The organism is Niabella beijingensis, assembly GCF_020034665.1.
GTDB classification, from domain to species: domain Bacteria; phylum Bacteroidota; class Bacteroidia; order Chitinophagales; family Chitinophagaceae; genus Niabella; species Niabella beijingensis.
In genome coordinates this window covers 517,901-531,497 of sequence record NZ_JAIQDI010000002.1, presented here as the reverse complement: position 1 = coordinate 531,497, position 13,597 = coordinate 517,901, and the positions used below count along the sequence as shown (strand labels likewise).

Annotated in this window: 13 protein-coding genes; 4 read left to right on the top strand and 9 right to left on the bottom strand. The window is 49.9% G+C overall.

All coding sequences use genetic code 11. The features are described 5' to 3' along the window. Positions 1 to 5: 5 nt before the first annotated feature. From K7B07_RS18330 to K7B07_RS18305, 6 genes are all read right to left on the bottom strand, one after another. Complete coding sequence (locus K7B07_RS18330) at positions 6 to 1,406, bottom strand: aspartate aminotransferase family protein (RefSeq protein WP_223711981.1); 1,401 nt, start codon at positions 1,404 to 1,406, stop codon at positions 6 to 8. A gap of 221 nt (positions 1,407 to 1,627) precedes the next feature. Beyond that, positions 1,628 to 2,512: an aldo/keto reductase gene (locus K7B07_RS18325; RefSeq protein ID WP_223711980.1), complete on the bottom strand. Its 885-nt coding sequence runs from the start codon at positions 2,510 to 2,512 to the stop codon at positions 1,628 to 1,630. Between the two features lie 3 nt (positions 2,513 to 2,515). Beyond that, the gene (locus K7B07_RS18320) at positions 2,516 to 3,304 is read right to left on the bottom strand and encodes an SDR family oxidoreductase (protein WP_223711979.1); all 789 of its coding nucleotides are present in this window, start codon (positions 3,302 to 3,304) and stop codon (positions 2,516 to 2,518) included. A 10-nt stretch (positions 3,305 to 3,314) separates the two neighbouring features. After that, complete coding sequence (locus K7B07_RS18315) at positions 3,315 to 4,151, bottom strand: class I fructose-bisphosphate aldolase (RefSeq protein WP_223711978.1); 837 nt, start codon at positions 4,149 to 4,151, stop codon at positions 3,315 to 3,317. A gap of 72 nt (positions 4,152 to 4,223) precedes the next feature. After that, positions 4,224 to 5,243 (bottom strand): hypothetical protein, encoded by a 1,020-nt coding sequence (locus K7B07_RS18310; RefSeq protein ID WP_223711977.1) that lies wholly within the window; start codon positions 5,241 to 5,243, stop codon positions 4,224 to 4,226. Positions 5,244 to 5,270: 27 nt separating this feature from the next. Then, positions 5,271 to 5,975 (bottom strand): GDSL-type esterase/lipase family protein, encoded by a 705-nt coding sequence (locus K7B07_RS18305; protein ID WP_223711976.1) that lies wholly within the window; start codon positions 5,973 to 5,975, stop codon positions 5,271 to 5,273. Positions 5,976 to 6,115: 140 nt separating this feature from the next. Between K7B07_RS18305 and K7B07_RS18300 the strand changes: the two genes are divergently transcribed. After that, positions 6,116 to 6,988: an AraC family transcriptional regulator gene (locus K7B07_RS18300; RefSeq protein WP_223711975.1), complete on the top strand. Its 873-nt coding sequence runs from the start codon at positions 6,116 to 6,118 to the stop codon at positions 6,986 to 6,988. Positions 6,989 to 7,013: 25 nt separating this feature from the next. Here the strand turns inward: K7B07_RS18300 and K7B07_RS18295 are convergent, their stop codons facing one another. Next, positions 7,014 to 8,378: a hypothetical protein gene (locus tag K7B07_RS18295; protein WP_223711974.1), complete on the bottom strand. Its 1,365-nt coding sequence runs from the start codon at positions 8,376 to 8,378 to the stop codon at positions 7,014 to 7,016. Positions 8,379 to 8,613: 235 nt separating this feature from the next. On the opposite strand from K7B07_RS18295, the gene K7B07_RS18290 reads away from it, so the two are divergent. Then, positions 8,614 to 9,828: an iron-containing alcohol dehydrogenase gene (locus K7B07_RS18290; RefSeq protein WP_223711973.1), complete on the top strand. Its 1,215-nt coding sequence runs from the start codon at positions 8,614 to 8,616 to the stop codon at positions 9,826 to 9,828. Between the two features lie 13 nt (positions 9,829 to 9,841). Here the strand turns inward: K7B07_RS18290 and K7B07_RS18285 are convergent, their stop codons facing one another. Then, positions 9,842 to 10,216, bottom strand: a complete 375-nt coding sequence (locus K7B07_RS18285; protein WP_223711972.1) for a winged helix-turn-helix transcriptional regulator — start codon at positions 10,214 to 10,216, stop codon at positions 9,842 to 9,844. Positions 10,217 to 10,309: 93 nt separating this feature from the next. Between K7B07_RS18285 and K7B07_RS18280 the strand changes: the two genes are divergently transcribed. After that, on the top strand, positions 10,310 to 11,050 hold the full coding sequence (locus tag K7B07_RS18280) for a 3-oxoacyl-ACP reductase family protein (protein ID WP_223711971.1): 741 nt from the start codon (positions 10,310 to 10,312) through the stop codon (positions 11,048 to 11,050). Between the two features lie 122 nt (positions 11,051 to 11,172). Here K7B07_RS18280 and K7B07_RS18275 read toward each other — a convergent pair whose 3' ends face one another. Continuing rightward, positions 11,173 to 11,703: a hypothetical protein gene (locus tag K7B07_RS18275; RefSeq protein ID WP_223711970.1), complete on the bottom strand. Its 531-nt coding sequence runs from the start codon at positions 11,701 to 11,703 to the stop codon at positions 11,173 to 11,175. Between the two features lie 292 nt (positions 11,704 to 11,995). On the opposite strand from K7B07_RS18275, the gene rny reads away from it, so the two are divergent. After that, positions 11,996 to 13,555: a ribonuclease Y gene (gene rny, locus K7B07_RS18270; RefSeq protein WP_223711969.1), complete on the top strand. Its 1,560-nt coding sequence runs from the start codon at positions 11,996 to 11,998 to the stop codon at positions 13,553 to 13,555. Positions 13,556 to 13,597: the final 42 nt, after the last annotated feature.

The window sequence follows — 13,597 nt, the reverse complement described above, 5'->3', positions numbered from 1 at the left end:
TATTTTTACACGTATCCAAATTGTTTTTCAACGGCATATATGGCATCTTCGATCATATCGATGCCTTTCATGGCATAGGCTTCATCCATAATAAGCGGTGGCGACATTCTGAGGATATGCCCGGCCGGTATCCAGGCCAGGCCGCGCTGAAAGGCCTTCTGATACACCAGCGTGCCGGCTTCGGCAAAAGGCTCTTTTGTTGTTTTGTCTTTAACCAGTTCTATTCCCAGCAGGAACCCCTTGCCCTTCACATCGCCAATGATCGGATGCGCTGCTTTCATTTTTTCCAGCCGCTTCATAATGGCAGCCCCTACTGTTCGTACATTTTCCAGTAATCCTTCTTCCTCTATTACTTCAATGGATGCCAGTGCTGCTGCGCAGGCCATAGGATTACCACCATAACTGGAAGAAGCCGAAATACTTTCCAGCGCTTCGCCATACTCCTCTTTTAATACCATCGCTGTCACAGGGAATCCGTTCCCAAAAGATTTGCCCAGGGTAACGATATCCGGCTGCACGTTCCAGTGGTTCATACAGAGGTATTCACCGGTTCTTCCCATGCCGGCCAGCACTTCATCATCAAACAAAAGGATCTTCTTCTTTTCACAAAATGCTTTTAGCTTCGGGAAAAAATCATCCGGCGGAAATATAGAACCCGCCCAGCCCTGGGCCGGTTCCAGTACGAAGGCCGCTACATTGCCAACGGTGCTTTCAGTAATAAACTGATCATAGAACTCAATATATTTATCGGTATCGATCGTGCCGTCCGGTTTTGTCCATAACGGGCGATAGGGATCGGGACGCGGCACCATATAAAAACCGGGCGCGCGCGTGGGACCATAACTGAACACATCTCCCCGTATCATCTGGGCACAGCTTACCGCCGCCATACTTTTTCCATGAAAGTCGCGATATCCCGAAACAAACTCATGTTTGCCGGTAATAGCACGGGCAGCACGGATGGCCGCTTCTACCGCAGAGGCGCCATCGCTGTACAGCTGAATGGCATTCAAATTGCCGGGTAATACATCCGCCATTTTTTCCAGCAGCTTCTCCTTAACGGGTGTGGTAAAATCGTGTGCATTCATCAGTTTTTTTGCCCAGTAGGCGATTGCTTCTGATATCTTTGGATGACAGTGCCCCAGTGAGGTAACATAGATACCGGAAGAAAAATCAAGGTACCGGTTCCCGTCCACATCTGTTAGCGTAACGCCATACCCTTCTTCAAAACACACAGGAAAAAGTTTCACCTGGCTGCTGAGGCCTTTCATATAGCGGGCAGCGCGTGTATGCATTTCTTTTGACCGCGGCCCCGGTGTTTCAGTAATCAGCTGCGGAACACCCGCAGCGCTCTCTTTCCACCAGTCTTTGTTTACTGTTAATTGTTGCTGATCTAATTGTTCCATAAAGTTGTTATTTCCAGATCCGGTAACCGGATATTTCCGGTTTCAAATTTGCCCCATAAATTCCGGTTTGATGCCACAGGTTCTACCGAATCATGATACTAATTTTTATTTTTCATTTTCTGTCTGCTGCAAATAAAAAAGCAATGGAGGCCGTCTTCCGGCTGAGTGTTAACTGATGCCGCAGACCGGGCAACATAACAACGATAGTGCCTGTGAAAAGATCATTCAAATGGTTTCAGCCATTGCAAAAAAACCGTATCATCAAAGGCCGCCGCCCGCAGTGCCTGGTCCAGGTGCATCACCGTACGGGCACCAACCAGTACCCGGTCGGTATGCGGGTGCTGCAATGCCCATGCCAGCGCCCATTGTATCTGCCGGTATCTTTGTCCGCCTGCCGCGTTATACAGTTTTTGGAACTGCGCCCTGCTTTCATCTGTAAAATAAACAGCCTGGTGCCCGGGCACGAGATTAAAACGCGACCCTTCTTCAACCGAGCTGCTGTGTTTTCCCGTAAGAAAACCTGCACCCAGCGGACTATAGGTAATGATTGCAAGCTGATGGTTCCGGCATACGGAAAGCAAGGGTGCATCCAGATCTGACACTGCAAGATTATGGTTGTTTTGTATTGCTGTTATTTTAGGCAACTGCAGGGTTTCCTGCGTGGTGAGCAGCCGGTCCAGCTGGGCTCCGTTAAAGTTACTGGCGCCAGTGGCCTTAACAGTCCCCTGCTGCATCAGGTCCGCCAGCGCGGTTAAAGTGTCCACATATAATACAGACGGATGCCAGTTGTGAAAAAAAAGCAGATCGATGGATTCCCGCTGCAGACGCCGGAGACTTTCGGCAACGCGCTGCCGGAGTGTAGCAGCATCATAAGGTGGTAATAATTTTGTAGCAATCGTTACCTGCTGCGCACGGGAGGGATGCGCCTGCAGCCAATCGCCGATAATGGTTTCGGAAGCACCCTGCCCGTATGCAGCCGCCGTGTCAAAGAAAAAGATCCCGGCAGCTGTTGCATGATCCATGATCCGGAACGATTGTGCCGCATCGATTTCCCTTCCAAAGGTAACCGTACCCAACCCGATCTTTTGCTGCGAAATGATATTCATGATTTACCAGGCAGTCCACCCCCCGTCCACCAATATGTTCTGCCCTGTAATATAGGAGGCGGCCTCTGAAATTAAGAAAGCAACAGTTCCTGCAATCTCATGTCCTTTGCCTACGCGGCCCATAGGCGTTTTTTCCGACAGGCGTTTGATGAATTCCGGATGCGCTTCCTGCACCCGGGGATTGGGGAACGGACCGGGAGAGATACAATTACAACGTACATTTCTTCTTCCCCAATGCACAGCCAGATAGCGGGTCATCTGGATAATAGCCGCTTTGCCCGCTCCGTATTCAACCGGGTTCTTATTCATCCCCAGCTCTTCATATACCGCAGGATAGGGCGCCACATTGCCATACATACTGGAAAAAAGAACAATGCTTCCCCTTTGCTGCGCTGCCATATGCGTACCTGCCGCCCGCGCCAGCAGAAAAGTATTGGTAATGGCTTTATTAACATTATTGAAATCGGCTGCAGTGAGGTCTTCCATTATTTTGGAGGTCGATGCGAAGGACAGATCCACCAGTCCGTGAGGTGTTCCTCTTTCTGCCACCTGTTTTTCAACAAAGGCTTTTACGGCGGCTTCTTCGCCGGTATTGATATCAGCAGGAGTGACGGTTGCTTCCATTCCGCTGGCAGCTGCAAGCTGCGCGGCACGCCCGTTCAGGTCACAACAAAGTACGGTTGCACCTGCCTTACTCAGCAAGGTCACTGTGGGCTGGCCCAGGTATCCTGCACCACCGATCACCCAGATATCTTTCCCTTTCAGGCTTAAAATAGTTTCCGGTAATTCCATTTTTATTATTTTATGCACTTTTTAAAACAGCCATACATGCTTCGACTGTATAATTTTCGTGCACCATACCCATCAGGGCCCTGGTAATGCGATCGGGGAATGCATGCTGAATGATATTGCGGCCATATACGATACCTGCGATTCCCTGATCCAGTAATATCCTCGTGCGCTTCAGGATGGTTTCATCAGCAGCCTTTCCGCCGCCGCGTACCAGTACCGGTACCCGGCCCGCTGTTTCAATTACCTTGTGATATTGCTCCAGGTCATCACAGGGATCCGCTTTAATGATATCGGCACCCAGCTCCACTGCCTGCCGCACCAGCGGCACAATTTTATCCAGATCGCCATCGACCATATATCCCCCGGCCTCACTGTTGGGGCGGAACACCAGCGGCTCCACCATCATGGGCATTGCATAATGGTCTGCGGCTACTTTCAGTTTCAGGATATTGTCAATACACTGCGCCGTCACTTCCGGTGCACCGGGGATGCTGAACAGATTTACACACATACAAACCGCATCGGCCCGCACCGCCTGCAATACCGGTTCTTCGATCATTTTACTGAATGCCGTTGCCGGCAGTTCCCTGCCATATACATTGGCCACATCTGTCCGCAACACCAGTGCCGGCTTGCCTTTCCCGGGGATCTGCTGCAGGTGATGCAGTTGTCCGGCAGTAAGCTGTATGGCATCCGGTGCCGCTGCCACCACCGTTTCAACGGCCTCCTGCATCCGTTCTATTCCTTTCAGAAATCCTGCTTCATTAAAAAAACCATGATCGATCGCTACATCAAAACATTTTCCCGAGGCGGGGTTCATCAGGCGATTCAGGCGATATTGTTTCATCTGTTTTATAAGTTTAAAACCGCACGGCATCCCGGTCTGTTTTTAGAAACTATAAGGGTTGCCGCTGAATGCTTATTTTAAAAGATCCTTCAATGGGATACGGACAAAATAGATCTTTGTTTTTCCCGTGTGCGAAGAATAATAACTGGTCCAGAGTTCATTCCCTTTTATCAGCATCCCCGGGTAGCTGCAATCACCGCCACTCTCCAGTACCTGTGTCTTCAGCAGCCGGCCCTCAAGATCGGTAACAAGTATCCCTGTTTTTGCCCCTCCGGGCAGGTACAACCGGGTTCCCACGATCAGTTTTTTCTGATCCGGTGTAAAAATAAATTCCGGCCCTCCCAAACGATAATCCAGCTTCCGGTATTTAAAAGAAGTAAAAGGAGCTGTGCCGGTAGCCAGTATGCCCATTTTATCATCCTGTTCCCTCCGGATCAGGATGTACATCGTTCCTTTTTTATCAAACCGGATCGTGGATTCATTGGGCATTCCATCCACATCCAGGCTGGCTACCCGGGTAAATGTTTTCCCGTCTGTTGTTTTCACCAGTACAGCCGCTCTTCCGCTGCCATAATCGATTCCATAACCGGTTCCCTTGTACCAGGTAAGCCGCCAGATCCAGTTATGACCGCTGTTCTCCAATATGGCCTTTTCCGGTGTGGTGAATTTCATATCCGGTCCCATAAAGGCCACATGCGGATACATCCCCAGCAACTGTGAGGGCTTTTTTGTGGTATCATATACAGAACCGCCCATCAGGCACAACATACGCCCATCGGGCATTACCGATATCTTCTGATCCCTGAGATCGATGCCTTCTTTCTGAATCAGTACAAAGGATTCCCAGTTCTTTCCATCCCTGGTGCGGATGATACGGCCTACTCCGTTGGAACCGGGAACATGTGCTGATCCTTCACGGAAACTACAGTATACATATCCTTTGTAGGACAGCAGATCCGTAAACGCATTGTGCGGAGCCCCGTCCCATATCTCCGTTCCGGGCAATGCAGAAGCGGGAACCTCCGCAGGAAACTGCGCCGGACAAAGCTGCGCTGAAAATAAAAATCCGGCAAGTGCAATCAATTTCTTCATTTGTTGTTGTTTTAAGATCCAATAGTATCATTTTATGTCGTCCAGATAATGGTGTTGCTTCATCAGCTGTATCCAGCGGTCGTAACCCTTTTTGGTCAGATGTACACCATCAAAACTCAGCTCTTTTATCAGCTGCCCCGTTCCGTCATCGAAGAGCGCATACAGATCGATCAGCGTGGCACCTGATGCCGCTGCCAGGCGGCGGAGGGCCTTATTGACAAAACGGATGTGTTCCTCTTTATTGTAATGGCTGGATAACTTTTTGAAAGAACTGTTTGTCGGTAACAGGGTTTGCAGAAAAATTTTTGTCCGGGGCGACTGCTCCCGGATCCGCGCCAGTATCCGTTGCTGGTTACGGATCACGATGCTGTCCGGGATCCCGCGCGCAATATCATTGATACCGATCAGTATAAAAATTTTTACAGGCCGCCCTTCCAGGATATCATCCAGACGTTCCAGCACTCCATTGGTAATATCACCTGGGATACCCCTGTTTTTAATGCCCGGCACCCCCAGTGTCTCGTTAAACAGCCCCCAGAAGGTAATACTATTCCCCAGGAACACGATATCAGTTGTATCTGCTTTTTCAGAACGGTAAAGATCCCGGAGCAACGGATAGATCTCCGGCCGGTAGGTGGTATCCCAGCTTTGCCCCTGACCATACGCGCGGTATCCCAGGAGGAGCAGTAAAATAAAGGAACCCGGCGTAAAATACTTCCGTATTGCTGGCATCAGTCAAAAGTACTGGACCATTCAGGGATTACATAATATTATCTGATTGACTACTGATACTTTTTTTTACCAATTAAAATGAACTGGTACTATTTTACTTAAATTTATAATAGAATAATATCAGCCTTAATTCTTCAAGTATGAAAGCGATTGAACAACGTCTGCCACAGGACTATGACAAATCATTTATTGTATTCAGGGAAAGCGGCCAGTTCTTTCCCTGTCCCTGGCATTACCATCCCGAATTTGAACTGGTGCTGATCACCAGCAGTACTGGCCGGCGGATGGTGGGCGACCATATCGGCTATTTTGATAAGGATGACCTTGTTTTTATGGGACCGGGGCTTCAGCATGTATGGCTGAACGACGAGACCTATGTAAAGGGAGAAGCCAGAGAGCCTGCCGATGGGATCGTGATCCAGTTTGTGGAAAAATTCCTGGGAGAAAAATTTATGGAGATCCCGGAAATGGAGAACCTGAAAAAAATGTTCCAGCTGGCTGCCCATGGGATGGTCATTCACGGTGTGACCCGGAACCGGATCAATATCATTATGAAGCGAATGCCGGAAATGACCGGCCTGGAGCGGTTGTCCGCGCTCTTCAATATCTTTCACCTGTTGGCCAACACCCGGGAATACGAATTACTGGCCAGTCCGGGATATGTACAAAAAGGATGCTGGAACGGATCTGACCGTTCGGCAAAGATCACCGAATATATCATGCGCAATTTCGACAGTGATATTTCGCTTCCGGAGATTGCGGCAAGGTCGAATATGGCCATTACCACTTTCTGTAATTTTTTTAAAGAGAATTACCGGACCACATTTGTCGAATACCTCAATACGGTAAGAGTAGGATATGCCTGCAAGCTGATCGCTGAAAAAAATAAGAATGTGGTGGAGATCGCCTACGAATGCGGCTTTAAGAACCTGGCCAATTTTAACCGGCAGTTTAAGAAGATCAAAAAAATGACACCCACCGATTACCGCAGAACGGTTGATGCAACAGCGTAACCGCTGGTCCCAGTTCCCGGTCCGTTTATATTTTTTTGTACAACTGTTCCAGCCGGGTTCTGATTTCCGGCTCCGCCCCCGCTTCAAGTTTACTGGTGCGGCAGCGCCAGGTTTCATACCCGCCTGCTTCCATTTCATGCGGAGGCGGCACATATCCAATATTGCCGTTTGCCAGGCAAATCGTAAAATAGGGAGTGGATGAAAACCGTTCCTTCAGCCATAATCCTGTTTCTGCAAAAAACTCCCCGGGCAGCGCGCTGATCCGTCCGCTGCCAATACGGATGGCCTGAAGATACACCGGGCAATGATCGGGCTCAGCTGCTAAAAGCAGTTGCTCCCGCGCATAGATTTGTTTTACCTGTTGCGGCCCAGGATGTTTATCGGTGTCGAACTGTGCTTCCCGAAGCCATTCCTGTGCCATCTCCAGTTCCGCGGCTGCCGGTTTGCGTACCGGCCACTCAAACAGGGTGGTTTCAATTGCCAGGGCCGCCGCTGTTTCCCACTCCAGCTGCGGGATACATTCGGTGATGCGGGTGGCCAGTGCCGTTCCGATCAGTTTGCTTTTTTCAAAGGCCCCGCCGGGATAACGCCCCGGGCTTAAAAAATCCCAGATATTTACATTACCGCTGGTACCGTTAGACATGAGCGCTACAAAATCGGAACCCGCACCCAGCTGTTCTTTCAGACAGCGGGCAAAATGACCGAAATAGTCTGCTGAGATCAGCTCGCGCGAAAAATCGCCTACATAATGTAATGAATAATTCGCCAATACGGCCAGCCATGTTCCTTCCAGGGATCGAATCGCAAGGAAAGCCAGTTCCGGATCTGTAGCGCCCGCACGTGCTGTGATCTTGTCTTCATTTCCGAAAGGATTGGTAACTACGGTATCGCTTCCGTTTCCAAAAGGATCAAAAGGTACAAAACCACTTTTCATATGATACCGTCTGCAAACTACATGCTCCGGTACCATTGCCGATCCATAAGCCACCTGGCAGGGTGTGAGGTGTGCACAGGCGGCTGTTACCACCTGAACCAGCGCAGCGGCAAGTGCGGCGCTATAAGTTGCATCAACCTCAGACAGGAAAATACCGGTAACCGTTCCTCCTGAATGAATATGTGTGGCGGCGATCAGCTGGTGCCGGGCCTCAATGCCGGTTGCGGCTTCGATCTGCTGTTTTACAGGATCCAGGAATTCATAGGTAAGTGAACAGATATCTACCATCACCAACGCCAGCCGAATACTACCGGATTGCAATACGATCGCTTTGGCATACAGCGGATCCATAACAGCCTGCGCACGGTGCGGGAAAAAATCTCCGTTAATTACAGAACCAATTGGCGGAGTGATATCTGTTGTTGCGGTACCGGCCGATAGTATCTTGTCGTTCATTATTTATTAAACACCTGATTTATTAAAACAAGTTAGTGGCGTTCCCCTTATCTTTCTCAGATGAAAAGCAGCTTGCTGCCGGTGCTATTTTTCTACGCAATCATAATACAATCTTGCAACAGCACCTGCTGTGAGGCGGCTTTTTTTAATTTTACGCCAAGCATTGCTTCCCCCTTCAATAGCGACTAAGATAATCGAATTTAAGTGGTGATTCAAAAAAATATTTCAGCTTTTTATGACCGCGTCTTTTAATGAGATCCTCCTGAAATCCCCCGCCGGGGCAACAACTGTAAAGCCCGTGCCCCTGACAGCAATCGGATGGGATGCCATCCAACAATTGCCCGCCCTGCTGCAGCAATTTGGTAACGGTCCCGCCCTCATCATCGCCGATCCGGCGCTGGTTACCCTTCCTATCATCCGCCCGGTACTGCAGCTCCTGGATCAACAGCAGATCGCCTATACGATTTACAGCGATCTTGTTCCGGAGCCCACTGTGGAAACAGGACAAAAGGCGATCGACTTTGGCAGAAGTGGTAATTTCAAACTCGTTATCGGATTCGGCGGCGGCAGTGCGCTGGACATGGCAAAGCTTGTGGCCGTGTTCATTCAGAATCCCGGACCGGTAAGCGCCTACCTGAATCTTACCGGAACAAAAAAAATTGAACACCGCGGATTACCCAAGATACTTATACCCACTACCTCCGGCACCGGAACCGAGGTTACCAATATTTCCGTGCTGGCACTGGAGCGTACTAAAGATGTGGTGGTGCACGATTACCTGCTGGCGGATGCTGCTATCGTTGACCCCGTTTTCACGCTCTCAGTTCCGCCCAGGGTTACCGCCGCCACCGGCGCAGATGCCTTAACACATGCCATAGAAGCTTTTATTTCTGTAAATGCAACGCCTTATTCGGATGGACTGGCATTGCAGGCCATCCGTTTGATCGGCAGTACGCTCCGGCAGGCTGTTACAGACGGCAGCAACCGTGAGGCCCGCACCGCAATGGCCTATGGCAGCTATCTTGCCGGCATGGCATTTTTTAATGCCGGTGTGGGTGCGATCCACGCACTGGCCTATCCGCTTGGCGGACAGTTCCATCTGGCACACGGGGAATCCAATGCGGTACTGATCCCTTATGTGCTGGGGTATATTCTTCCTTCCTGTGCAGCACGCCTGGCCGTGGTATATGAGGCACTGGGATTTTCTGAAGCAACGATCAGCATGCAGGAGGCCGCCGAAAAATGCATCCGTGTGCTGGCCGCATTAACCAGGGATATCGGGATCCCGGAAACGCTGGCGGGTTTTCAGATCCCCGAAGCAGCAACAGCTGCACTTGCAGCGGATGGCATCCTCCAAAAAAGACTGCTGGCAAGATGTCCCATGGAGCTTTCAGAAGAACAGGTGCACGAAATTTATGCCCGTGCCTTTACGGGTATTTATCTGCACTGACCGTTCCTGCATCTCACGCAGTTTTCCGTCCCGCTTTTTCCTGCTTCAGCCGCAGTTTATTGCCCCAGCCGGAGATGCCCAGCAACATGGCTTCAGCAGAGCGGCCCAAAGCGGTCAGTTCGTATTCCACACGGGGCGGCACTTCTGCATAAACGATCCGGTTTACCAGACCGTGCGCTTCCAGCTCGCGCAGCTGGGCCACCAGCATCCGCTCGGATACACCGGGAATGGATTTCAGCAATTCATTATACCGCATCTTTCCCTCCAGCAGACTGAAAAGGATGGCCGGTTTCCAGCGGCCGCCGATCATCGAAAGCGCATATACCACGCCGCAGTTGCGCACGAGGTTATCTTCATTGATGGAATTGGTTGAATTTGCTTTTCGCATCCTTACTTACTATTTTGTTAGTACTTAATAATTAAGTCAGTACTGGCAAAAATAAACATTCACTTTTAGTTTTGCTGCATAAAATTGAATCCAATGAGTAAACTGAAGAACAAAGTAGCCCTTGTTACCGGCGGCAGCCGTGGCATCGGGGCCGCAATTGCAAAAAAGCTGGCGCATGAAGGGGCTCTTGTAGTCATCACTTATCATGCCGCTGCAGCGAAGGCTGCGGAAGTGGTTCGGGATATTGAAGCAGCGGGCGGCCGGGCCATGGCGGTACAGGCCGATAACGCCGACCCGCTGGCCGTACAGGAAGCAGTAAAGAAAATCGCAGCACAGCACGGCCAACTGGATATCCTGGTAAACAATGCGGGCATTGCATTTTATGATGCCTTTACCAATTTCACCATCGCTGATTTTGACCGGATCACAGCGGTAAATATCCGCGCCGTATTTGCGGCCTCACAGGCGGTCGTTTCCTGTTTTAAAAACGGCGGCCGTATCATTACCATCGGCTCCTGCCAGGCCGAACGGATGCCGGTGCCCGGCGGGGCACTCTACGCCATGAGCAAGAGTGCATTGATCGGGCTTACAAAGGGAATGGCCCGGGACCTGGGGCCGCAGGGCATCACCGTAAATTTGGTTCATCCCGGACCGATCGATACCGACATGAATCCGGCAGCTGGTCCGCATGCAGACGGGCAGCGTGCGCTGATGGCCTTATCCCAATTTGGGAGCGCCGCTGATGTAGCGGCCCTGGTGGCCCACCTCGCCGGACCGGAAGGAGGCTATATTACCGGGGCAGGATTTACCATTGACGGCGGCACGAACTGTTGATGGTCATAATAAAAAAGCGGGTGCGCAAATGACACCCGCTTTTATGACTTCCTCTGGTTGATGTGACCTGATCCCGGTTACTTTCGACCTACTCCTGCACCGGAACATCATCTATAAAAACTTCAAAATCGTCGAACCAGGCCTTGCCTGGTACCGGTCATTTTGCATCCGAATGCAACCGACTGCACGTTCCCGGTAATGGGAAGCTCAATTGAGTATTTCTTCCATTCCGAATTTCCTTTCGGACTCTGATCGTCGCTGTTCTTATCAGAAATAATGGTACCGACCCCATTGAGCTGCATCCAGATACTGGCCACCCCATTTCCAAGATTCTCTGTTTTAATATGGGCGGTGATGCGTATTGTCTTTTTTCCGCTCACCATGTTTTGCGTCAGCAAGGTGTTGCACAAGCCACTCCCCCTGTCGGCGGGTGCTTCGGGCCGGGGTGTAATAAGCACGGATCCGAATCCGGAATGTCCGGTCAGACTGGGAAGCACCAGGTACTGGCCTTTTGTGTTCTGTGGTCCCCAGCTGATCAGCCTGCCTCCGACATCAAACAATTCAAAACCATAGTTACGAATGATTTTTTGCGACCAGCCCTGTAACGCAAGGCTCCCGCAGAAGACAAGAAGCAGCAGTTCCTTTTTTTTCATAAGAGGTTTAATTTTCAGTTCAGAATGATAAAGACAGCTAATATAAATAATAAATATATAAATGCGTCTTGATCCCGTTTATCACTCAATAGCGCCTGTCATTCAAAACCGCCCTCTAAGCCCCTCATTTCGAAGGATATAATTTAGTTCACCTAAAGATGTATTTTTTGCTGCCGCTTTTGTATCTTCGCCGCTATGCCTTTCCGGATAAATTAAAAAAAACTGAAGGGTATTGAAGTTTAATGAAATTGTAGACGCTTTTTCTGAAAAGAAAAGTAAAAAATGAAATTTAATGAATTCCGAAATATTTTTTTATATCCTGGGCGGCCTGGTGGTGGGCGTCCTCATCGGTAAATTGATCTTTGCAAAAAATACAAAGCAAAAAATCGAAGAAGCGGAGTTACACTCCAAAAACATCATAAAAGAAGCCGAGTTAAAGGCAGAAACCATCCGCAAGGAAAAGGAACTGGAAGCCAAGGAACGCTTTGTTTCCCTGAAATCTGCACACGACAAAGAAGTAAATGACCGTAACCGGAAACTGGCGGAATCAGAAAACCGTATTAAACAGAAAGAGCAATCGCTCAGCCAGAAAGAGGCCAATACGGATAAACAGGTTAAAGAAAATGATGCCATCAAGGATAACCTGAACCGCCAGATCGAAGTGGTGAATAAAAAACGTACCGAGCTGGAAAAACACCAGGAAGAGCACATCCGCCGCCTGGAGAAAATTGCCGCACTGTCTGCTGAAGAAGCGAAAAGCCAGCTGGTGGAAAGTCTGAAAAACGAAGCCCAGACCCAGGCGATCGGTCTCCAGCAGGAAATCATTGATGAGGCAAAGCAAAAAGCCAACAAGGAAGCCCGCAAAATCATTATACAAACCATCCAGCGTACCGCTGCCGAACAGGCCATAGAAAATTCCATCACCGTATTCAACCTGGAAAGTGATGAAGTAAAAGGCCAGATCATCGGACGTGAGGGAAGAAATATCCGTGCCCTAGAAGCCGCTACCGGCGTAGATCTTATTGTAGACGATACGCCTGAAGCCATCCTGCTTTCCTGCTTCGACCCCCTGCGTCGTGAAATTGCGCGGTTGAGCTTGCAACGCCTGGTTACCGACGGGCGGATCCACCCTGCGCGTATTGAAGAAGTGGTGGAAAAAACCCGGAAACAGATCGAAGAACAGGTAATGGAGATTGGTGAGCGCACCGTGATCGACCTGGGCATTCATGGATTACATAAAGAACTCGTAAGAATGGTCGGCCGTATGCGTTACCGCTCTTCTTACGGACAAAACCTGCTGATGCACAGCCGCGAAACAGCCAACCTTTGCGCCATCATGGCTTCTGAACTGGGACTGAATCCCAAACTGGCAAAACGCGCGGGATTGCTGCACGATATCGGTAAAGTACCTGATGAGGAATCAGAACTCAGCCACGCATTGCTGGGTGCAAAACTGGCGGAAAAATATGGTGAGAACCCTGCTGTGGTAAATGCCATTGCAGCCCACCACGATGAGGTGGAAATGCAGTATGTGATCTCCCCCATTGTACAGGCCTGCGATGCCATCAGCGGCGCCCGTCCCGGTGCCCGCAGGGAGATCATGCAGCAGTACCTGCAACGCATCAAAGACCTGGAAAACCTGGCTACCAGCTACCCGGGTGTGGAGAAAGCCTATGCAATACAGGCCGGTCGTGAATTGCGTGTGATTGTAGAGTCCGATAAGGTTTCCGATCAGGACAGTGATAAGCTTTCTTTTGAGATCGCGCAAAAGATCCAGACCGAAATGACCTTCCCCGGTCAGATCAAGGTAACGGTGATCCGCGAAAAACGCGCGGTGAACGTGGCACGGTAATTACAAAAAAAAGATTTATAAAGCCTCCCGGCGGGAGGCTTT